Raw genomic sequence first — 22196 nt, 5'->3', positions numbered from 1 at the left:
TGCACAAAATCCCCCACTAGTATTCAACCAGTTTGTTCTGAATTGCATACCTGGAGAGGTCTGCGTTGTTCCTCAGGTTCAGTTTTTTGAGCAGGCGGGCCCGGTAAGTATCCACGGTTTTGACTGAAATATTGTAGGCCGTTGCGATTTCCCTGTTGGTACTGCCTGTGGCAAGTTTTCTCAAGACCTGAAGCTCTCTCATGGACAGGGATTCGGTCAGGCTTTTGTTTTGATTTCCCCGGATCACCCTTAGGGCAAGGGCCTCTCCTGCTTTTTCCGTAAGATATCTGCCGCCTTCATTGATTTTTTTTACCGCCGCCACCAATTGTTCCGGTGCAGACTGTTTTGTAACGTATCCCATGGCCCCGGCCTCTATGGCGCGGATGACATATTGTTCTTCTTCGTGCATGGTTAAGATCAGCACAGGGATATCCGGGCAGTAGGCAGCCATGCGGCTCACCACCTCAAGCCCGTCCATGCCCGGCATTGAAATATCGATGACCGCCACATCCGGATTTTGGGACATGGCCTGGTCAAAGGCGGTTTCCCCGTCCGGGGCTTCGGCAATGACCTTGATTTCCTTATCATCTTCAAGCACTTTCCTGAGGCCTTCCCGCACAATGCTGTGGTCATCTGCAAGCAATACCTTGATCATACTCCTCCTTCCAGTCCGATTCTGCAGGAAACCACGGTTCCCTGTCCCGGGGCTGAACTGATGTCCAACCGGCCGCCGGCCAGATTCGCCCTTTCCTTCATGCTTTCCAGGCCGAATCCCTTAACATCGGTATTCATACTGGGGTCAAATCCGCATCCATCATCTTGGATCGTCAATATCATATCCCCCCCGTCGGTCCTCAGTTCCACCAATATGGTGGTGGCTGCCGAGTGGCGCAGGGCATTTGTCACGGCCTCCTGGCCTATTCTGTATAGGGCGGTTGCCAGGGTTTTGTCAATTTCCGGGATTTCATCATGGCGGAATACGCAGGAAACATTGGACCGCCTTTCAAAGTCAGAGACCAGTGATTCAAGGGCGTCTGCCAGCCCGAGGTCATCCAGAACCCTGGGTCTGAGGCGATAGGCCATATCCCTGACGTCCTGGATGGTGGTTTCAATGAGGCTGCTCATTTTTCCCGCCCGTTTCCCGGCTTTTTCGTCCACTGTGCCAAGGGTTTTCTCTGCCCATACGGCATCGATACGCAGTGCTGTGAGCACCTGGCCCAGGTGGTCGTGAAGCTCTCTGGCCACCAGTTCCTTTTCCCTCTCCTGGGAAGCAATGATGTTTTTGGAAAGCTGCCTCAGGTTTGCCTGGGCCGTTTCCAGCTGGGCGGTGCGCCGGCGGACCTGGCCTTCCAGATCATGGGAATATATAGACAATTGTTCCTTGGCCTTTTCAAGGTCCCTTTGCACCCGGTTCTTTTCGGAGACGTCCACGCTGACCGCCAGTGAACGGATGATATGCCCCTCAGCGTCCCGCACCCCGTAGCAGGAGAGCAGGGTGTCCATTTGATCTCCGGTTTTCTTAACATAGGTATAAGGAATGTCTTTGCAGAATCCGCTGCTGAAAAATCTGGGAAATATGGTATTCAGCGCATATCGCTTTGAACTTTGGGTGAAGAAGTCGGTCAGGTGGCGGCCCACCACCTCTTCCCTGCCATAGCCCATCACCTCCACCCAGTGGTCGGATACGTGGATTATCCTTCCTTCCGTATCTATGGAATGCAGCATTACAGGGGTTTTATGGTAGAATTGTCTGTACCGCCGTTCGGACATTTTCAGGTTTTCTTCTGCGGATTTCCGCCGGGCCAGTTCCCTGGCCGCCATCTGATAGAGAACGACAACCAGCAGGCCGGTAAGGGCAGAGGCCATCAGCACAATGGAACCAATGACCCGGATAAACGGGCGGGATACCTGTTCTATTATTTTTTTTTCATTTCTCAGTGAAATGACTTCCCATCCCGGGTAATTGGCTAACTCAATGTTTGACATAAAATAGATCCTGCCGGAGCCGTCAATGAGCCGCCCCGGTTCAATACGCCTGAACCCTGACCATTCCCACGGGCCGTTGCCGAACTGCCTTGAATTTTCAATGGTACTCACGGCCTCTTCCTCAAGGTCCCAGATTAGCTTGAATCTGTATTCAGGCACGTTGGACATGAAAATGACACCCATGGGGTCGGTAAAGAGCAGGATGCCGTCCATTTTCGGAAAGAGGGAGGATTCAAGAAATTCCACGGAGGATTTAACCACGGCCACGCCCTGCACGGTTTTGCCGTCTTTGCCGTAAACGGGGTGGCTGAAATAAACCCCCCGTTTGTTTGATGTGGACCCCAGGGCAAGATAGGTTGCAGGGGTCCCCTTCACCGCTTTCTGGAAATAGGGCCTGAAAGAAAAGTCATGGCCCACGAAACTGTCTGCAACATTTCGGTTGGATGAGCAGATGGTGACGCCCTCTTTATCAACGAGGTAGCTGACATCCAGGTCCATGGAGCGGGTGAACAGATCCAGGGTCTGGTTGGCGTCATAAATGGTTTTCAGATTCCTGCGGATAAAGACTTCTGTCAATTCCCGGGTGCCGGCCAGTGTTTTCACCGATTTGACATGCTCTGACAAATGGGTGGAAAACTGGCGGGTAAACAGGGCCAACCTTGAGTCGGCGTCGGACTCCGCCTGTTGAAATGCCGCCTCCCTATAGGAATAATAATAGAGCCCTCCGCCTGTGGAGGCGGACAAAAAGGCGAAAAGGGCCAATATGAATATAATCAGTTTCAGGCGCATGAGGGTCAGTATAGATCAAGGCGTATCTTTTTTTCAATGGCTATGGACCTTTATCCGCTGAATCTATACCATTTAAGGGAACCGGGGCGGTTGTTCCACATGAAACATTTCCACGGGCCGGGAGACCCGGAGGAGTATAAAATGCCAGATTCAAAACTACGGTGCTTCATTTCCCTGACACTTCCCAATGAAGTGATAAAGCGGCTTCGGGATATTCAGCAACAGTTCAAAGCCAGCGGCATCCGTGCGTCATGGCCTTCTCCCAAGGGGTTCCATGTGACGCTGGCCTTTCTCGGGGATCGCTCCCTGGCGGAGCTTCCCGGGATTCAGTCCGCCATGGCTGAAAGCGCCGCCAAAGTTCAAGGGTTCCGGCTCCGCCTTGGCCGGCCCGGCGTATTTCCCGGTGCAAGGAACCCCCGGGTGCTCTGGATGGGACTCGGCGGGGAGATTGACCGGCTTCAGAGGCTGCACACCCACCTGGCCTCCTCCCTGAGGGACAGCGGCCTTGGCCTAAAAAAACAGCGGTTTTCTCCGCATATCACCATCGGCCGCATCAAAGGCAGGGGGGGCGGACCGGCCCTAAAGGCTATTTTTTCAACATGCGGTGAATTCAAGGAAAGCGGTTTTCGGGTTGATGCCATCCATCTCTACGAAAGCCAACTTAACCCTTCGGGTGCTGTCCATACCCGGCTATACACCGCCCATTTGGGCGGGTGAGTTCATGAAGTGCGGGTGATTTTAATCCGGGCGGCCGATGATGGATCCCCGCTGCCGATCTCTTCCGCCTGGAAGCTTTCCAGGTTTTCTTCCAGGGTCTTCAGCGAATAAATTCCGCCCAGCACCGTTCCCTGCCAGGCTTCACCGCTGATTTTAATTTCCGTGCTAAAGGAATCGGATCTGGCCCGTTCAAGGGCCGCAAATAGGCGCCGCTCCAAAGTCATGATTTCAGCAGCCGTTTTTCTGGACTGGACTTTAATTTTTTTCTCCAGGCCGGCCGTTTTTTTGTCATGGACTTTTTTATTCTGGTTCAGCTCTTTGAGGGCGCCAATGGATGTTTCCATTCTTTTTTCAAAACTGGAAATCAGGGAGAGTATATTTCTGGATTGTTTTTTGTTGAGGCGGGATCTGTTCTTTTTGAATTCCATGACCAGGCTTTCTTTTTTCTGCCTGGCCCGGTCATGGAAAATTTTCAGTTCCACCATTTTCCTGAAAATTTTTTTTGAGGCATTTTTCTCGCCGGCCTGCTCTTCTTTCAGGTCCTCAAGCACCCTTGAAATGCTGTGGATTTCTTTAAGAACGGCGGCACCCAGGGAGACAATATGATGGTTACTGCCTGCAAATATGCTGCACTTGGCCGTCTTTGCACTTCCGGCTCCCGAGAGCCGCACCCCTTTTTTGGCATAAATCCGTGAAGATATGACCCGGCAGTCCGGGCTGTCTACCATGCCCGAGCATCGGATGTCCGAATCAAATATCTCATTTTCCACATATACACTGCCGTAGGTTTCTATCCTGCAATTGTGAAGGTATCTGGCATAAACATCGCCCTGGGCTTTTATAACCGCGTCGGTCATGCCCACCTTTGTCCTGACCTCTCCGACCGCTTCTATCACTCCGCCGCGGATTTCTCCGGCCCAGACATCTCCGGCGGTAACCGGATAGGCTCCGGTGATGGTTCCGGTGATGCTGAGATTGGCATAGGGCTCCAATGGACCGTATCTGAGGTCGGCATCTTCAAGGACATTGATGACGGGATGGATGTATAGCGTTCTTTCGGCAGAAAGGGCGGGCCGCCCTGTTTTCGACGCCACAATGGATGCCTTGTCCTTTGACGGGCGTGTGCCGCTGCCGCAACTGATGGTAAAATCCAGATCAGAAACTGCGGCGGTTTCCTGGTTATAAATATTGATTCTTTTTCCGGTGTTCCACGTGGAATCCTGGCGAACCAGGAGGTCGCCTTTCCGCTTTTCCCCCTTTTCCGTCAGGTTTAAATTAAACACCGATTCCAGATTCCGGGCGTCCTGCAAATCCTTGGAATAATCCAGCCGGGCCACCGGAAATCTTGGATGCTTTTCTACAAGCCAGCAGTTCAGCATTTCATCCGGATAAATGCCCCGGGTCATCCCCTCTGCCGCCAGTTCAGATTTTATCTGTTCAAGGGAAATTGCCGCCATCCGTTTGGGATTTAATTCGATCCAGGCCGTCATTCCGTCCGGCGCCGGCGTAATGGTGAGATCCGGAATCCTTTCTTTCTCGGGGATATCCTCAATCCTGCCCTGTTCTTCGAGGATCAGGTTTTTCTGGTCCGGGGTGAGCATTTTCATTGAGACCATGATGTCGCCCAGAATTTTTATGGCCCGGTTTTCTTCGAAGATTTCCTCCTGGGTTTCCCTGGCCCGCATCACATCATTCTCGGAGGCAAACCCCTTTTCGATCACCGCAGCGGAAAATTCCCTGTCCAGGCCTTTTACCCTGAGAAAATTTTTTTCAGCATCTGAAAGTGAAATTACTCCTTCCGGGTCGGGCCGGTCTGTCTCTTCTGCAAGTATTTCCCTGGATTTATTGTCCAGCAGGGTCTGCTCTTTGAGGATCTGTTTCTGCTGGGTGGCCGTGATCACACCGGATTCCACCAGGATATCGCCCATCAGCTTTTTGAGCCTTGATTTTTTAAACTCCTCTTTCTGGATATCCAGGGCCCGCTGGATATCAATCTGGGTGGCAAATCCCCTTTTGACGGCAATCTTGCCGAATGCTTCCCCGTGGCGGCGGATGATGTGATAATCCCGGATGAGGCGGAGCAGGCCGATCTGGTACGAGGTGGCCATTTTCTGCTCAATAAGCATTTCACCGTAGTCCGGTGTTTGTTTTTCCCTTTTGACAAGGGCGAACAATTTGGTCAGGTGGATATATTGATCTCTTGAGATGGTTCCGTATTTAAGGGCGAGTTCTGCCAGGGTCGGAATACGCTCTGAATTTTCCGCCATTGGTTTCCATTCCAGGGTTAGGGTGACTTTTTGGATTGAGTCAGGATAAAAAAAATCTTCCTTAAAGTAAAGGGCGGAAATCAGTATTTCCGCCCTCTCTTATCAGGATATGACGGCACCGCCGTTTCGTTGTCAGTAAAGGCTGGTGATGTCTACATGGGATTCAAAATGTTCTTTAAGCCGGGTGTAGTCCGCCTCTTTCTTGTCTGCAAGGCCCTGTTCCATGTGGAACTCCCCCGTGTCCACGCCGATGGTTTCAAGCCACTTTCTGCAGATGCCCGGGTGGTCAAAAAAACCGTGGATATAGGTACCGGCCACCCGTCCGTCATCGCGGACACAGCCATCGACATCATCGCAGGCCCGGGCGTTCCTTGCGGTTACCTGGACCAGGGGGGCGCCGCCGTGGCGCAGGGTCTCTCCCATATGGATCTCATATCCGGCGCCTGAGGGGCCCTGCCAGGTGAAATCCGAAATAGTGGTGGTTTTAGGCGATTTAAGACGTGTTTTTACCGGTAGCAGGCTCAGCCCTTCGGTATCGCCTGGAATGCCTTCTAATCCCTCAGGATCTTCTACGGTTTTTCCCAGCATCTGGTAGCCCCCGCAGATACCCAGGATATGGCCGCCGTTTTTTACATAGGCCGCCAGGGCGCCTTTGAAATTGTTGTTGGCCCACCGGAGGTCGGCCCGGGTATTTTTGGACCCCGGCAGAATGATCGCCTTGAACCGGGACAGATCCGCTGGCTTGTCGATAAACCGGACATCCAGTTCCTCCATGGCTGACAGGGCGTGGATATCTGTAAAATTGGCAATATGGGGCAGCCGGATAACGGCAATCGCAGGTTTATCCGGATGGACCGGCCCGTCATTGTTGCAGGCTTCGATCTCTACGGAATCTTCGGCATCAATCCTGAAATGGGTGTACCAGGGCAGCACCCCGAAGACCGGTTTTCCTGTCCGCTGCTCAATCCAGTCCACCCCCTCTTTAAACAGGGCGATATCTCCCCTGAACCGGTTGACAATAAACCCTTTGACCATGTTTCTGTATTTATCCGGAAGGCAGTCCAGGGTGCCGATGATCTGTGCAAATACGCCGCCTCTGTGGATATCGGCCGTGAGAATAACATCTGCACCGGCATATTCGGCCATGGCAAAGTTAACAATGTCATTGGGCATGAGGTTGACTTCCGCGCAGGAGCCGGCACCCTCCAGGACGATCCGGTCGTATCGTGAGGAGAGGCGGTCAAAGGCCGCCCCGGCCTCTTTTCTGTAAAACTCTTTATTTCTATGGTAATCCATTGCCGTATGGTTGCCGTGGACCAGGCCGTTCAGCACGACCTGGGACTGCTTTTCTCCGGTGGGTTTGAGCAAAATAGGATTCATATCCACATGGGGAGAAATCCTGGCGGCTTCGGCCTGGACAATTTGGGCGCGCCCCATTTCCAGTCCTTCCGGGGTGATGCCTGAATTATTTGACATGTTCTGGGCCTTGAAGGGGGCCACCTTCACCCCGCGGTCTGCGAGGCTTCTGCAGATGGCGGCGCCTACAATGCTCTTGCCCACATCGGACCCTGTACCAAATACCGCAATGTGATTTTTCATTTTTCAATGCCCGTTCGGGCTTTTACGCCCTGCTTAAAATAATGTTTGATCTCCTTCATTTCAGTGACTAGATCCGCCCTTTGAATAACGGTATCCATGGCCCCCCTGCCCGTAAGCACGAGTTCCACGTGGTCGGGCTTGATGTCCATGAGATGAAGGATTTCCTTTTCGGTGAGAAGGCCGCACATGCCGGCAACATTCGCCTCTTCGGCAATCACCAGGTCATAGTCGCCGGTTTCAAGTAGGCTGCATAACCGTCGGTATCCCAGGGCGCAGTGCTGTTTTTCTTCTTCTGAGGGTTTCCCTTTGACAAACTTCCCGGCGCCGTATTGTTCCACATTGATATTCTCCAATGCGGAAAGGGCCTTGATTTCCGAGTAGTCCCCCTGCTTCATGAATTGCACGATAAACACCTTGAGTCCTGCACCGGCCGCCCTGACAGCAAGACCGATGCTGGCCGTTGTTTTGCCTTTGCCGTTACCTGTATAAACCTGGATATATCCTTTCACACTGCACCTTCCTTGCCCGTATCAGTCCGTGTATTTTTTGGTGTATCCCCGGGGTGTGAACAAAAAGTCCATGTACCGCATAGAGGCACCGGAGCCGATGAAGAGTACGGTCTGCATCCCCACTTCGGCCTTCTCCATTTCAGCCAGGGTGGTGAACTCAATTTTTTGGTTCTCCCGCATGGCTCCGGTGACCACGGCAACAGGAGTGCTGCCTGCCCGGTGTTCCATGATCAGTTCCCGGGCCCGCCCCAACTGCCAGTCCCTTTTTTTGCTCTTGGGATTATAAAGAACAATGACAAAATCCGCCATGGCTGCACAGGTGATCCGTTTTTCTATGGTTTCCCACTGGGTGAGAAGGTCGCTCAAGGAGACAGCGGCAAAATCGTGGGTGAGCGGAGCCCCTGCCAAGGCGGCTCCGGCTGCCAGCGCCGGTATCCCGGGGACGACTTCGACCACAAGTGTCTTTGAATCGGTTCCCTGTTCCGATCTGCCAATGGGGATGTTCCGTTTCTCACAGAGTTCGAAAACCAGGCCGGCCATGGCGTAGATGCCAGGGTCCCCTCCCGAGATCAGTGCGCAGCTTTTCCCGGCCAGGGCCGTGTCAATGGCCTGTTCCACCCGGTCTATTTCCTTCATCATTCCGGTGGAAATCAGCTTTTTCCCATCCACCAGGTCCTGGATTAGGTCAATGTATGTGGTGTAGCCGGCAATGCAGTCGGCCTTTTCAATCACTTCTTTCGCCCTGCCGGACATGTGGTTTGAGTTTCCGGGGCCCGTGCCCACCACGTAAAGTTTCATTCCGCTAGGGCTGCCGCCAGGGTGACGTCCCTGGTTTTCTTCTTTGGCAGAATCAGCCTGCCCCGGTTTGCTCCCAGAATTGCTGCTGCTTCGCATACGCTCTTTACTCCTAAATATTTTTCCGCCATTTTTGACGGGTTTACAATGGTTTCCACACTGTTTAACTGGTCTTTATCATAGAACCGGATGGGGATATCCAGTTCTTCTGCCAGGGCCAGCATCCCTTCTTCATCCGCCTTCACCGATGTGGTGGCCAGCGCAGAGATGGATGTCATGCTCAGGTTCTCATTCTTGAAGGTGGCGGTAAGGAACTCAAGCATATCTGCCATGGGGGTGTTTCTATTGCAGCCCATTCCGATAACCAGGTTTTTAGGCCTGAGGACCAATGTTTCACGTGGAACTTTCATGGTGACCCAGGTGCAGATAATGTCGGGAACCTTTTGGGTTTTGGTCGTGATAAGGTGCGCCGGTATTTGCGGGGTGATGAGTTTAAGGGGGTCAACAATGGATACGGGTTCCCCCTTCAATAGTTTCATATTGGCAAATTTGATGGCACCGGGGGTTTCAATAGTGAGTCCGGCCTCCTTGGCGATCATGTCAATGGAGGGCAGTTTATTGAGGTCTGTTGCCGTGGTAATCACAGGGACCGCATTAATAAGGTCTGCAACGCGGCGGGCCAGTGCATTTGCCCCGCCAAGGTGGCCGGAGACCAGGCTGATGGCGTGCAGCCCTTTTTCATCCAGGACGACCACAGCCGGATCCCTCAGCTTGGAATCCAAAAGCGGTGCGATCATCCTTACGGCAATCCCGGTGGAAAAGATAAAAATATGGGCGCTGAACCTGTTAAATTCCGCTTTAAGGGTCGGCCTGAGGCTGGGAAAAAAATGAACGCCGGCATGTCCGTCCAGGGAGGGGTTGTCTATTTCCCTGTCAGGAACGAAAACAGAGGCGCCTTCCATTCTGCGGCACAGCCTGAGTCCAAGGCGGATGCCGTTGGGGGTGATGGCCCATATGGCAGGATCTGATGCCATTATCTATCTGCTTGCCTTGCGGTAGCCATGGGTGAATCCGGCATCGTAAAGCTTGGATTTGACCAGGTCCATATTCCCCTGGCAGGCTTCCACCACCTTGCCGACGATGATGAGGGCGTGGCGGGTGATGCCCTTGTCTCTGCAGGTTTCAGACAACCGGTTGATTCGGGTATAATAAATTTGTTCTTCCGGGTGGCTGACCTTGTAGGCGACGGCACATAGGCTGTCTGGCCCGTAATTGTCCGCCAGGATGGCCTGGACATCCTCCACAAGCCCGATGCTCAGATAGATGGCCATTGAACATTGGTGGGCAGCCAGCTTCTCGAGGGCTTCGGCTTCAGGCACCGGAGTGCGGCCGGACATCCGGGTCAGGATCAGGGTCTGGGTCACTTCGGGCAGGGTGTATTCCATGCCCATGGATGCGGATGCTGCAAAGGCGGCCGTTACCCCGGGAATAACGGTGTACGGAATGTCCAGGGCCTGGAGTTCCCTGATCTGTTCGAAGATGGCCCCGTACAGCGCAGGATCACCGGTGTGGAGGCGGACCACACGCTTGCCGGCCCTTGTTTTTTCCACCATGGTTTCAATGATATCCTCCAGTGTCATGCCGGCAGAGGATATAGTTTCAGTATTTTCACCCTTCCAGCAGAGGACGGCTTCGGGAACCAGGGAGCCCGCATAGACCACCAGGTCGGCCTGTTCAATGGCCTTCATGGATTTGATGGTCATCAGTTCTGGATCTCCGGGGCCGGCGCCTGCGAATATGATGGGGTGGATGGTGTCTGTCATTGTGTTCACCTTAAACTATAGTTTGGGTTTTCTGCCGGATATGATCCAGACAGGGTTGAGAGCATCCAGCCGGTTGCCGTAGGGCATGGACTTTGCCCGTGAAATCTGGACTTGAATCATCTCGGGGGTGAACCCCTTGTCCGTCAGGGTACGCATGGCGGTATCCATGCTTTCCATGACAACGGTGTTCACCACGATGATGCCCCCGGTTTTGATCCGGTTGCAGCAGCAGTCAAGTATATTGTCCAGCCCCTGTCCCCCGCCGCCGATGAATATCCGGTCCGGTGTCTTAAGGGTTTCATGCCCCTCCGGGAAATTCAGGTTAACAACCTTTACGTTGGGCTGTTCAAAATTTTTTACATTGTGGATGATGTCCGGCAACCGGGTTTTGTTCTTTTCCACGGCGTAAACTTGTCCCCAGGGAAGCTGAATGGCGGCCTCGATTCCAACTGAACCCGAACCGGAGCCGATATCCCAGAGCACATGGTCTTTTTGGGTGAGCCGGAGCCTGGACAGCGAAAGGGCCCTGATCTCGGATTTGGTAATTAATCCCCTGGAGTGCCGGAAGAAATCATCGGGCATTCCCGTATATGTTTCATGTGAAACAATTTTAGCGGCGGCCTGGTCAGGGGCCAGCGGGGCCCGGATAAGAATAACGATATTGGGATGGGAAAAGGTGCCGGCCGCCAGCAGCCGGTAATCGGTGAACCAGGTTATCTTTTCTTTGTCGGGGTGGCCGAGATTTTCCAATACACATACCCGGAACCCATCCAATCCATTGGCCATCAATTGTTTGCCGATAAATACAGGATCTTTTGAGGGCCCGGTCAAAAAGGCGACCTTATTTTCACAGGCCAGGGAAGGGAAGCCAAATTCATGGCCGGTCCGGCTGTGGAGGCTGACGAGCTTTGCGTCGTGCCAGGGCTGGCAGATGGCGGCAAAGGCAGCGCCCACCGCGGTGATATTGGGATGAATCCTGAGCCGTTCCATGGGAATGGATCTGGCCAGTGTTGCCCCGATGCCGTGGAACAGGGGGTCTCCCGAGGCCAGAACGACTATTTTCTTGGCATCCATCTGGTCCTTGATTCGGCCGATGACCGCTGGAATATCCCCTTTTATGGCTAATGTCTCGCCGGTGCATTCTGAAAACAGGGCAAGGTGACGTTCACCGCCGACAAGAAGGTCGGCTTCACGGATACGCCGCAGATGGGATGCGGTCAGATCTGACTTACCCTGGCCAATGCCGATGACATGTACAATATTCATTTCAGGCCACCAAATAATAGATAAATCCGGTTAAAATCAGGCTGGCAATCCGAAATGCCTGCCCGGAAAGCAATAGCTGGAGCCCCATTTTTGGAGAAAAAATTCCCATATATCTGGGGATCTGATGCCGCAGGGCTCGGATGGGAAAGGCCAGTACATTCCCAAGAAGAAGCGCCAAAACGGTTTGTTTGACGGTGAGTACCCCGGCGTCCATAAGGGCCCCGGCAGCGGCAAAACCAGAGGTGAATTCGGCCGCAAAGCTTAAAATGACAATGGACAGGGACTCGACCGGTATGATTTCTGTGCTGATATGGCTGGACAAAGCCCTGTTCATGGCATCAAAAGCACCGTTCAGGTGAAGCAGGAAGACAATGGTGTAAATGGGGAGTACCCATATCATTATATTCACGATTCGGGCCGGCAGCCGTTTTTTGACTCTTTCCACTGCGGCCTTGAACCCTTTTTCTCCTTGCCCTGTTTTTGCTGCCATCCTTTCCCGGGTATTTCCGGCACCGGCGGGTTTGAGGCGGCCCAGATAAATGTGTCCGAACATCAGGAATAAAAAGGTGCGTAGCAGGGTGGCCAGAAAAGTCAAAAGAAAATACAAAGCCCCGGCCATACCTGTCAATGGCAGTACGATAAACATGGTGGTCGGCAAATGAAGGAAAAACGCCGGAAACTGGTTGATATAGTTTGAGAGAAAAAGCTGCAGTTTGGTTATTTTCTTTTCCTGGTAAAAGTCCAGGAGCATGGCGTTGGCCGCCGCGCCGGATAAAAATGCCGTTGTAAATGCCGCACTGCAGTGATGCCCCATTTTTGCAAATCTGAAAAAGGGGCGGGCAAGAACGGCCACCTCCCTTGTCCAGCCAAGCGCTTCGATGGCCTGGCCGGCAGCAAGCCCGATGCAGATGAACATGAGCAGGCGGCCCAGGGGAAGGAAAAGCCGCCGGCCGAGAATATCCAGGGTCACGGTGTCGAAGGCCGCTGTGCAGAACACCAGGACGCCCAGGGAGAATGCCAGGGAAAGCCCCAGCTTCTTCAGCTTTATTTTGGGCTGTTTTTTCATTTTGAGGCCAGAATCAAGGTCCAGTAATCAGGATCCCGGGTTTCGAGCTCTCCCAGGTCGTCAATGATGGATTCCTTGTCCCGTCCGCACTTGGATACGGCCACGCCGTTTTCATAGAGCCCGGTTTCTTTTAGGGCATTGTTCAGGTCTTTGATATTTTTATAGGCTTTGACAATGGCCACATTTTCAACCCCTTCAACCCTGCGGATCTGTTCACCGCCATAGGCACCGGAGGTGACCAGCAGGGATTCCTCCCCTTCCACTAGTATCCGGTTCAGCCGGGCGGCCGCCGCATGAAAAGAGGTGATGCCGGGGATGGTTTCAATATCGGCTTCCGGCATGATCCGTTTCATTTTTTTAAGGATATATCCAAAGGTGGAGTAAGTGATTGGGTCCCCCAGGGTGAGGAAGGCGACCGTTTTTCCCGCCTTGAGTTCGGTGGCAATTTCTTCTGCGTTGGCGATCCATGCCGCTTCGACTTCGTCTGAATGTTTTGTCATGGGGAAGCCCAGCTGCCGGGTAACGGCCGAGGCCGAGATATAAGGGGCGGCGATTTCAACTGCCAGGCTGTATGGGTTCTTGCTGGAGGCCGCCGTAAAAATGATGTCGGCCCGTTCGATGGCCTTAACCGCTTTTACAGTGATCAGTTCGGGGTCTCCGGGTCCGACACCGATGCCGAACAATTTTCCTGTGGATGTCATAGAATGTCCTTCTTAAATCTGTTGGGTGTAAATATGTCAGGGTAGAGCAGCCTGCCGATGGTCAGTATACCCTGGTAAAGCCGCGGTACCGGACGGGATACCGTACTTTCGTCGATTAAATAAACCTGGTTTTCCTTGACGGCTTTGATGATGTGGAATCCAGGTTCATTGATGATGTCGGATGTCCTGATGGGGTTCATGATCCCCTTCTGGGCCAGAAACACATCTATTTCACCGGCCCTGGACAATATCTTTTCCTTGCCGTAAACCGCCACATTGGTGTTGCGGGAGGCTTTTGCATCATTTGCCACATTTATGCCGCCTGCCGTTTCCAGGGCGAAAATGGGCATGGCGCCGGAGGTGAATGTCCGCATCCGCCTGTGAATGGCCTGGAAGTAGACCCTTTTTTTGGGGGAAATGGGCCCGGTAAGGGCCTGGATCTCCTTAATATTGGTTTTGAACCGGCGGACCAGGGTGGCGGACTCCTTTGTCCGGCCTGTGAGTTCGCCCAGCGCCATCCAATAATCGTAAACATCTTCGATGCTTGCCGGCTGGAATGAGATGACGGTGATGCCGTAGGCCCTGAGCTGGCGGACAAACTGGGGGTAGCCGTTTTCAATCATGGGGCGGATGAGTACCAGGTCCGGCTTTACCGCCAGGAATTTTTCAGGATCATCATGGTATGAGAACCGCTGTTTGGTCTCCACCGATGCCGGGTAGGTGTCGTTGACGGACACGCCGATGACCTGGGGCCCTGCCCCCAGGTAAAACAGGTTTTCCGTATGGGCACCGTACAGGGAAATAATCCGGGTAAAAGGGGTGTCAAATTCATGGTTGCGGCCGTTGTGGTCGGTGACGGATGATGCCGCGGACATCCCGGCCAGGCAAAGGAGTACGCCCACTGCAGCCAGGCCGGCCCAAAACCGGCGGAAACGGTTAGGAAACTTTGAAATAAGCCTGTTTGGACTGGGTGTAGTCATTGTAACTAACCTTTGCATTTACGTTGAATACGGTCTGGATATTTTCCCGGGTAAAGGTATCAGGGGTGCTCCCTTTGGCCAGGATCCGCCCCTGTTTTAAAAAAATCAGGCTGTCGGACCAGGCCGAGGCCAGGTTGAGGTCATGGAGCACGGCAATGACGGTTTTGCCGGCGGACCGGACCTGTTCCTTTAACAGGCCCAGCAGGTGAAGGGTATGGCTGATGTCCATATTGGAAAAGGCCTCGTCAAGAAGGAGGTAGGGGGTATCCTGGCAGAGCGCTCTGGCAAAGATGCACCGCTGTTTTTCCCCCCCGGACAGTTCGGTGATCTTCCTGTCCTTCATCCTTGAAATTCCGGTTTCTTCCATCACCCGGTCTGCCATCTCAATGTCTTTTTTCCCGGGATGGGCAAACCGGTCTATATAGGGGTGCCGGCCCATGAGCACCACCTCCCTGACACTAAAGGGGAAATTAACTGCATAGTCCTGAGATACCAGGGCGATGGATTTGGCCAGCTGGCGTTTTGGCAGGCCGCTTATCCTGTCGCTGCCGATTCTGATTTCACCCTTATCCGGCGGAATAAATCCGGAAATCGTATCCAGCAGGGTGGTTTTCCCGCTGCCGTTGGGCCCGAGGATGGAATGAAAGGCCCCGTCCCTGAATTCGCAGCACACCTCTTTCAGGATGGGGCGTTCTCCATAGGAAAAATTGATATTTTCGACAAAAATGCCCATTTATTTCATCCGGCTCCGTTTGAAGATCCAGCAGAATACAGGGCCGCCGGTAAGGGCCGTTAGGATGCCGATGGGGATTTCATTGGGCAGTACCGCCCGGGTAATGGTGTCGGCTCCCAGGAGCAAAACAGCCCCGGACAGCAGGGATACGGGCAGCAGTCTTCTATTGTCCGGACCCGTGATAAACCGGACCATATGGGGCACCAGAAGTCCGACGAATCCGATGATGCCTGAAATGGAAACACAGACGGCGGCCAGCATGGAGCCGGTAACCAACAGGATAATGGTCACCCTTTTGATATTTACGCCCAAACTAGCGGCGGACCGGTCGCCCAGGGAGATCAGATTCAAATCCCGGGCATAATAAAGGGAAACCACAAAGCCCAGCCCAAGGAAACCCAGTACCACCCAGAAGTTGGCCCAGGTCTTGGAGGCAAAGCTGCCCATGAGCCAGAAAATGATCACCGAAACCTGCTCATTGGCAATGAATTTAAGAAAACTGATGCCGGCGGAAAGGATGGCGGCCACGATAATGCCTGAGAGGATCAAGTTGTTGGAGGAAAGGCCCCCTGCCCGCTGCCTGGGGGACCAGGACAAAAAGAGGACAAAAAACAAGGTGGCACAGGCCCCGACAAAGGCCAGCAGAGGGATGGACACATAGGCGGCCGACAGGTTGAGCAGGATGGCCAGGCTGGCCCCAAAGGCCGCACCGGCTGAAACCCCCAGGGTATAGGGATCGGCCAGGGGATTGAGCAGAATGCCCTGGAACAATACCCCGGATACGGACAAGGCGGCCCCCACGGCCGCGCAGGTTAAAATCCTGGGCAACCTGACGTCGAAAATGACCGCGGCGTAGGTTTCGGCCATGGGAAGATTCGGCAGGCTGCCGTGGAAAATTCGTTCGGAGATCACGGACATCATGGCATCCAGGGGGATGGATAAAAAACCCATGGAGAGGGAGACCATGACCATGAGGCAGAGAATCAACAGGAATCCGCCGGCCAGAAAACCGGTTTTTCCCGATTCAAGAACAGGGGACCTCATTGCCGTCCCCTTTGCCCGTTACTGCATTGGAGGGTGGGAAACGGTTTTAATTTATGCAGGATAAAACGTGTCAAATGGCCTTCCGGGGCATAAAAATAAAAACCCGGACCAATTGCTTGATCCGGGAACCGTATTTTTCCACATCAATATGATCCGCACCTTCCGGGTGACTTGCATGGATCAGTACATCAGGCAGGTTTTCTGACTTTCGGATCTCTTTACTGTCCGCCCCTTCCCAATGCAGTGGTTCATCAGTGGTAATGGCGGAGGTCATCCCCGGTTACAGCGGCGGGCCCGTTCCTGATTCTCACAGGATTCCCTTTTAACTGCCGAAGCAGCACCTGACAATCCGGTAAAATACGCGGTTTTCAGCCCCATGTCAAGGAAAAGCCTTTTGTATCAATGGTTTTGCCTTTGAATTCAGGCGGTTGATCCGGGTAAAATTAATATTGACAAACTGCGCCAGGTTTTGTAGCAAACAGGTGTACGAACAGGGAATCCTGTGGAAATCAGGAGCGGTCCCGCCGCTGTGAATGGATAGGTTGCCCCGTAAACCACTGGCAGAACTTGTGCCGGGAAGGTGAGGCAGCCGGTGATGCCTAAGCCAGAAGACCTGACGTATGCGTTTTACCTGTGCCATCTCTGCGGAAGACAGGGATCCGGATTACGTGATTTGGATGCATCCTTCTGTTTTTGACGTGGACAGAAGGATGTTTTGTTTTCTAAAGAAAACAGGTAACCGGCGCTGCGTTGCCAGGCAGCGTCTGAGAACCGGGGGGCGGTTCTATGGGGGCCCTGATGATCACGGGATTGTCAGGGCCCCCTCGTTTTGGCGGCGTATCCGCCTTGCCTTTTACCTCTGTCCTCTGTATGATTCTGCCAAACCCTTAAAATGAAAGCATATCATGAAATTTGATACCTACCCCATAAATGCGGGCCTGAAAAAGAACCTGGCCCGCCAGGGACTGAAACGCCCCACAGATATCCAGTATAAGGCCATACCCTCCATTTTGAAAGGTGAGGATGTCCTGGCCATTGCCCAGACCGGAACGGGCAAAACAGTCGCATTTGCCGTCCCGGTAATCAACCGTGTCATTGAGGCCAAGGCCGCCGGTACCCAAAGAGGGATTTACTGCATCGTCATGGTGCCCACCAGGGAACTGGCCGTCCAGATCCACGAGGTGTTCACCGCCCTGTGCAGCCGGACCCGGGTAAGGCCCTTTGCCGTGTTCGGCGGTGTGGAACAGGATCCCCAGATACAAAAGCTGGGCCAGGGGATCGATGTCCTCATTGCCACCCCGGGCCGGATGTTCGATCTCATCAGCCAGAAAGCCATTGATGTGAGCCGGGTGAGAATGTTGGTGCTGGACGAGGCCGACCAGATGCTTGACCGGGGATTCATCCAGGATATCCAGTCCATCAAGCGCCATTTGAGGCAGCGTCACCAGACCCTGTTCTTTTCCGCCACCATTAATAAAGAGATCAAGAAGCTGGCCTTCTCCCAGGTGAAGTCCAACGCCATCCGGATCCAGATTTCCCCGGATGACCCGGTATCCAAAAATGTTTCCCATTATGTCTTTTTCGTGGAAATGGATGACAAACGGTTTTTTCTCCGGCGGTTTATCAGGGACCATGAGGGGGCAAAGGTCCTGGTTTTTGTCAGGACCACGGTGCGGGCTGAAAGGGTGGCAAAGGCCCTGGGCCGGAGCGGGATTTCCGCCCTGACCATTTACGGGCAGAAAGAACAGGCCCAGCGCCTGGAAGTCATGGAGGCGTTTAAGCGGGGAGAAGAGAACATTCTCATTGCCACGGATGTCTCGGCCCGGGGGATCGATATTCCCAATGTGGATTATGTGGTCAACTATGATCTGCCGGACCAGAAAGAGGTCTATGTCCACAGAGTCGGGCGGACCGGCCGGGGGCGGGAAAAGGGCTCTGCCGTATCATTCTGCAGTGAGGGGGAAAAGGCGCTGCTGGCGGATATCGAAGGGTTTCTCAATAAAGAAATAGAACAGGTCAAAATGGGCAGAGAGGAATACACCCTCACCGTAGATGTCCTTGACGGCCCGGAATCCATCCAGGACATGATCCAGGCCAACGAGGAATGGGAGAAGGGGCGGCGGAAGAAAAAATCAAAGGGAAAAAAGCGTAAATAGAGCGGTTATCCTCTCCCTATTGTACTAGGTCCACAGGTATAAAAAACAGCTGATGTACATGACGGTTACCGAGGTGGCCAGGGTCATGCGCAGGGCCGACAGCCTGAATGCCGCCTGGATGATTTTTACGTTTACGGCAAAGGCATAGAGGCAGAGGATTCCTGCGATCATCGCCAGGGGAGGCGTGGCAATGCCCGCCTGGAGAACGGCGGCAAAGGGGGCCAGGGGCCAGAGGGAAATGGCGGCGGCGCCGATGTGGAAATAGGCGCTCATAAAGTCGGCTTTCCCGCCCATGGCCTTGAGGAAGACCCAGATGAACAGGGCGGCGCCGGCGTGCATGAAAAAGGCCACGGGAATGCCTGCAATCACCACCTTGGCAAGATCTGCGGTACCGGCTGTGATTCCCTTTGTTCCGAGAATAATATTGCTAAACAGCGCTGCGGAGCCGCCGTAAATCAAGCCCAGCACCAGCACATTGACGATGCAGTAGAGCTGGAGCCGCTTGATATCCTTCTCGGTTTTCAAAGAAAAGGTGTGGCCGAAACTTAAAAGGCTTCCCATGGTGTTCAGGTAATTCATTTTTTCCGCCTTTATTTTTCCTGATGGTGAAAGTTGTTGCAGTGCCCGGGCCCATCCCGGGCACTGCGTGGGGGTCAGGTCATTCCCCATAGGAGAAAACAATTAATGTTTTCCGATCAACTTCATATTGTTACGTCCAGGGAACCAGTCCCCAGAAGAAGATGGCCATACAGACGGCTGCCGCGATGATGGGTACGGTAATGCCGTTGTAGCGGGTCTCTTCATAGTCCGTGCCCCAGCCGTGGATCCGGTCGATAACCCGTTTGTCGGCAAGGGTGGGGGCAAAGGATTTAAATACCGCCATCCGGTTGAAGGCGATGGACAGGACGATGAACATGGCAAAACTCAGGGGGATGGTCACCATACCGCCTGACATGCCCAGCTTGGCCACAAGGCCGCCGCCCACAACGATGGAGGGGATTACATGGGGAGAGATCACAATATAGAGGAAACCGCACAGGGTGGAAGACACAATCAGTGCCAGCTTATTGGCTTCTTTCCACCAGACGCCCAGGAGGATGGCCGGCGTCGCTGTGGTGGCCAAAAGACCGAAGGCCCAGAGGATGGAGGTGACCAGGAACTTAGGCGGTTTGAAGGCCATGAGGATGGCAAGCAGGCCGCCCATGGCAAGGGCTGCATATCCCCATCTCATCTTTTTTGAGGAGTCCATGTCAGGTGCGATAACTCCGAGAAGGTCGGAACCTACCAGGCCGGCAATGGCCATGAGGTTGCCGCCGATGGTGGAGAGACCGGCTGCAACGGCGCCGCCCATAACAAAGGCAGCCACCAGGGTCGGGTTGTAGAATACGTTGAGGATGAGCAGGGTCTGGTCGGCTTTTTCAATCACACGGCCGGTGGTGGCGGTGAAAAAGTTGCCGGTGAACCCAACCACGTAGGTGCCGGAGAAAAGCAGGCCCAGGAAGAGGGCGAACCAGACAACGGCCCAGCGGGCGCTTTTTACGGAAGATGAGGTAAATACCTTCATGGCCAGATGGGGAAGGGCCACAGGTCCCAGAGTGAACGCCGGGATCAGGGCGAAATACCATCTGAAATCGTATTTCATGTCAAAGAAGGAGGGGATGGCCTTGATCATTTCAGGCACCATGTCGCCGTAAGCCAGGGGCGGGAACCACCAGCCGGAGGAGCCCAGGGCCTTCATGATGGCGCCCATGGGAACGACCATGGCAACCGTCATGACCACCATCTGGAAGGCGGCGTTGTAGGTGGCGCCGTACATGCCGCCCACGGTGATGAAACCCACTGTTGCCAGGCCGGCAACGATGATGGCGGTGTTGTAGGGGACGCCGAAGAGCAGCTCAAAGGCCCGGCCGAGACCGATCATCTGGCCCAGGGCATACATGACCATGATGAGGATCATCCAGCATACGATGACCACGGTGGCAGGCTTTCCGTACCGCTGCCGGATAAATGTGGCCGGGGTAAAGGCCTTCATCCGCCTCAGGCTGGTGCCGTAGAGCAGGGTGAGCAGCGGGATGGAGATGGCCCATTGGATCCATAAATAGACAAAGGGCACCTGGAGTTTGAGGATCAGGGCGATAACCCCGAGGAAGGTGGCCAGGGAGGCCCATGTGGCGGCCATTCCCAGTCCGTTGGTTACGGGGCCGATGGAAAAACCGGCTGCGTAGAAATCTTCATCGGAAGCTGTTTTACGGGATGACATATATCCAACGGCGTAGAAAATGGCAAAAAGGATACCCACGACGCCGAGGCCGATCCATACATTACTTAGCGCATATTCTGCTGGCATGGTGCCTCCTTATTCTTTTACGGATTCGGAATCGGTTTCAGTTTCAGGGGGAAGGGAATTGACATACTCTTCCATCTCATCGTCAAATTTGTTGCATACCAGGGTCATGATCAGGCAGACCCCTGCAATGCCGAACCAGCCCAATAGGATGGGGACGATGTACTGGATGGGAAATCCCCAGAGGGTTCCCTGCTGAAGTACAGGAAACAGTACAAAAATGGATGCCGAGTGACCCATGAGCAGGAGGAGTACAGAGAATACAATGGTCAGGGTGATCTCCTTTTTGTAGAGCTTTTCTTTCATACGATAAACTCCCTTCATTAAAAGTGGATATCATTATGGCCCGGAGCGGAAACGGTCGGCCTCAATCTTCCTGCCTCCCCTGCCGCCCCGGACCCCTTGTCAGCCCTTGGCCTGTAAATTGTAAATCTGGAACGAACGCTATTTTGATGTAGTAAAGCCTGTGAATTAAGACAATCGGCTGAAATCCGATTTTAAATGTAGGTTGTCTTGTGGGGGTTTTTAGGGGATGGGCCTAGGCGGGGGTAGGTCGGCGGACCTACAGAATAGAATGCCCCAGGTTATTGGGTCTGGGTTGAAATCTGGCCGGTTTTTTCAAAATGCACGGCACAGCGGACCAGTTCATTGGCATGTTTAAGGTTGAGCTTTTCCTTGATCCGTTCCCTGTAGGTGCCGATGGTTTTGATGCTTAAAAAGAGGCGTTCGGCAATCTCCCGGGATGAAAATCCCCGGCCGATGAGCTTGAATACCTGCAGTTCCCTGTCCGTGAGTCGGTCCACCGGGCTTTTGTCCCTTGCCTTGGGGGTGTCGGACATGGACATGAGAATGTGCTCTTTTACCTTTTCGTTGAGGTAGATTTTTCCGTCCAGGACATGGTGGATGGCCGTGACCACGGATTCCATGGCCTCCTGCTTCATAATATACCCCTTGGCCCCGGCGGAGAGTGCCCGCTGGGCATAGAGGTATTCGTCGTGCATGGAGAGGACCAGCACCGGGATCTGCCTGTGGTGCTGTTTGACGTATTTGACCAGGTCGATGCCGTCGGACTGTTTCAGGGAGATATCGGCGATGATCAGGTCCGGCCCCATTTTTTCTATCTCTTCAATGGCCTGGTCCACATCCTTGGCCTGGCCAAATGCTTCCAAGTCGTCCTCCTGGTTGATGAGTTCGGCAAGGCCAAGTCTGAATATGGGGTGGTCTTCCACCAGAAGTATTTTCTTTTTGTCAGCCATAGTCCGTCAATTCTGAAAATTTTTTAATTTACCCTATCACCTTTATTTTTAGAATGCCAACTAAAAACTGCGTCAGGGATTACGCATTTAATCACGATAGAAAAAGGAGGTGCCGGTTGATCAGATTTTTATTGTTTTTTGATAACCCGGCCGCGGCACGGTGGA

General features: G+C 53.5%; 20 protein-coding genes and 2 riboswitches. Of the genes, 2 read left to right on the top strand and 18 right to left on the bottom strand.

What is annotated here, in order from left to right:
• Positions 1 to 16: 16 nt before the first annotated feature.
• Both HUN04_13495 and HUN04_13490 read right to left on the bottom strand, forming a co-directional pair.
• Complete coding sequence (locus tag HUN04_13495; GenBank protein ID WDP90653.1) at positions 17 to 655, bottom strand: response regulator transcription factor; 639 nt, start codon at positions 653 to 655, stop codon at positions 17 to 19.
• Positions 652 to 2775, bottom strand: coding sequence for a PAS domain-containing protein (locus tag HUN04_13490; GenBank protein WDP90652.1), 2124 nt, complete (start codon positions 2773 to 2775; stop codon positions 652 to 654). Before HUN04_13490 ends, HUN04_13495 begins: the two co-directional genes overlap by 4 nt.
• 141 nt (positions 2776 to 2916) lie before the next feature.
• On the opposite strand from HUN04_13490, the gene thpR reads away from it, so the two are divergent.
• The gene (gene thpR / locus HUN04_13485; GenBank protein WDP90651.1) at positions 2917 to 3492 is read left to right on the top strand and encodes an RNA 2',3'-cyclic phosphodiesterase; all 576 of its coding nucleotides are present in this window, start codon (positions 2917 to 2919) and stop codon (positions 3490 to 3492) included.
• Between the two features lie 2 nt (positions 3493 to 3494).
• Here the strand turns inward: thpR and HUN04_13480 are convergent, their stop codons facing one another.
• From HUN04_13480 to HUN04_13425, 12 genes are all read right to left on the bottom strand, one after another.
• The gene (locus HUN04_13480) at positions 3495 to 5759 is read right to left on the bottom strand and encodes a DUF342 domain-containing protein (protein ID WDP90650.1); all 2265 of its coding nucleotides are present in this window, start codon (positions 5757 to 5759) and stop codon (positions 3495 to 3497) included.
• 132 nt (positions 5760 to 5891) lie between these two features.
• Complete coding sequence (locus tag HUN04_13475; GenBank protein ID WDP90649.1) at positions 5892 to 7358, bottom strand: cobyric acid synthase; 1467 nt, start codon at positions 7356 to 7358, stop codon at positions 5892 to 5894.
• Positions 7355 to 7867 carry a cob(I)yrinic acid a,c-diamide adenosyltransferase gene (locus HUN04_13470; GenBank protein ID WDP90648.1) on the bottom strand — a complete coding sequence of 171 codons (513 nt, stop codon included), beginning with the start codon at positions 7865 to 7867 and terminating at the stop codon, positions 7355 to 7357. Before HUN04_13470 ends, HUN04_13475 begins: the two co-directional genes overlap by 4 nt.
• 21 nt (positions 7868 to 7888) lie before the next feature.
• Positions 7889 to 8665 (bottom strand): precorrin-3B C(17)-methyltransferase, encoded by a 777-nt coding sequence (gene cobJ, locus HUN04_13465; GenBank protein ID WDP90647.1) that lies wholly within the window; start codon positions 8663 to 8665, stop codon positions 7889 to 7891.
• Positions 8662 to 9696 (bottom strand): cobalt-precorrin 5A hydrolase, encoded by a 1035-nt coding sequence (locus HUN04_13460; GenBank protein ID WDP90646.1) that lies wholly within the window; start codon positions 9694 to 9696, stop codon positions 8662 to 8664. Before HUN04_13460 ends, cobJ begins: the two co-directional genes overlap by 4 nt.
• A 3-nt stretch (positions 9697 to 9699) precedes the next feature.
• Positions 9700 to 10485, bottom strand: coding sequence for a precorrin-4 C(11)-methyltransferase (cobM, locus tag HUN04_13455; GenBank protein WDP90645.1), 786 nt, complete (start codon positions 10483 to 10485; stop codon positions 9700 to 9702).
• Positions 10486 to 10500: 15 nt separating this feature from the next.
• Positions 10501 to 11751: a precorrin-6y C5,15-methyltransferase (decarboxylating) subunit CbiE gene (cbiE, locus tag HUN04_13450; protein ID WDP90644.1), complete on the bottom strand. Its 1251-nt coding sequence runs from the start codon at positions 11749 to 11751 to the stop codon at positions 10501 to 10503.
• Between the two features lies 1 nt (position 11752).
• On the bottom strand, positions 11753 to 12817 hold the full coding sequence (locus tag HUN04_13445; GenBank protein WDP90643.1) for a nucleoside recognition protein: 1065 nt from the start codon (positions 12815 to 12817) through the stop codon (positions 11753 to 11755).
• The gene (gene cobI / locus HUN04_13440) at positions 12814 to 13518 is read right to left on the bottom strand and encodes a precorrin-2 C(20)-methyltransferase (GenBank protein ID WDP90642.1); all 705 of its coding nucleotides are present in this window, start codon (positions 13516 to 13518) and stop codon (positions 12814 to 12816) included. Before cobI ends, HUN04_13445 begins: the two co-directional genes overlap by 4 nt.
• Entirely contained in the window at positions 13515 to 14498 is a 984-nt protein-coding gene (locus HUN04_13435) for an ABC transporter substrate-binding protein (protein WDP90641.1), read from the bottom strand. The genes cobI and HUN04_13435 overlap by 4 nt, the downstream gene beginning before the upstream one ends.
• A complete protein-coding gene (locus tag HUN04_13430; GenBank protein ID WDP90640.1) occupies positions 14455 to 15231 on the bottom strand; it encodes an ABC transporter ATP-binding protein in 777 nt (258 codons plus the stop codon). Before HUN04_13430 ends, HUN04_13435 begins: the two co-directional genes overlap by 44 nt.
• Positions 15232 to 16275 (bottom strand): iron ABC transporter permease, encoded by a 1044-nt coding sequence (locus HUN04_13425; GenBank protein ID WDP90639.1) that lies wholly within the window; start codon positions 16273 to 16275, stop codon positions 15232 to 15234.
• A 173-nt stretch (positions 16276 to 16448) separates the two neighbouring features.
• Positions 16449 to 16635, bottom strand: a riboswitch (cobalamin riboswitch).
• An 88-nt stretch (positions 16636 to 16723) separates the two neighbouring features.
• Positions 16724 to 16911, top strand: a riboswitch (cobalamin riboswitch).
• A 269-nt stretch (positions 16912 to 17180) separates the two neighbouring features.
• Here HUN04_13425 and HUN04_13420 point away from each other — a divergent pair.
• Positions 17181 to 18431 carry a DEAD/DEAH box helicase gene (locus HUN04_13420; GenBank protein ID WDP90638.1) on the top strand — a complete coding sequence of 417 codons (1251 nt, stop codon included), beginning with the start codon at positions 17181 to 17183 and terminating at the stop codon, positions 18429 to 18431.
• Positions 18432 to 18455: 24 nt separating this feature from the next.
• Here the strand turns inward: HUN04_13420 and HUN04_13415 are convergent, their stop codons facing one another.
• The 4 genes from HUN04_13415 to HUN04_13400 form a co-directional block, all read right to left on the bottom strand.
• On the bottom strand, positions 18456 to 19010 hold the full coding sequence (locus HUN04_13415; protein WDP90637.1) for a hypothetical protein: 555 nt from the start codon (positions 19008 to 19010) through the stop codon (positions 18456 to 18458).
• Between the two features lie 130 nt (positions 19011 to 19140).
• Complete coding sequence (locus HUN04_13410; protein ID WDP90636.1) at positions 19141 to 20778, bottom strand: sodium:solute symporter; 1638 nt, start codon at positions 20776 to 20778, stop codon at positions 19141 to 19143.
• A gap of 9 nt (positions 20779 to 20787) precedes the next feature.
• Positions 20788 to 21081: a hypothetical protein gene (locus HUN04_13405; GenBank protein WDP90635.1), complete on the bottom strand. Its 294-nt coding sequence runs from the start codon at positions 21079 to 21081 to the stop codon at positions 20788 to 20790.
• Between the two features lie 278 nt (positions 21082 to 21359).
• Positions 21360 to 22031 carry a response regulator transcription factor gene (locus tag HUN04_13400; protein WDP90634.1) on the bottom strand — a complete coding sequence of 224 codons (672 nt, stop codon included), beginning with the start codon at positions 22029 to 22031 and terminating at the stop codon, positions 21360 to 21362.
• Between the last annotated feature and the right edge of the window lie 165 nt (positions 22032 to 22196).

This window comes from Desulfobacter sp., from assembly GCA_028768525.1.
Classification (GTDB): Bacteria; Desulfobacterota; Desulfobacteria; order Desulfobacterales; family Desulfobacteraceae; genus Desulfobacter.
The sequence above is the reverse complement of the archived record's forward strand: the minus strand, read 5'-3'. Positions and strand labels throughout refer to the sequence as shown.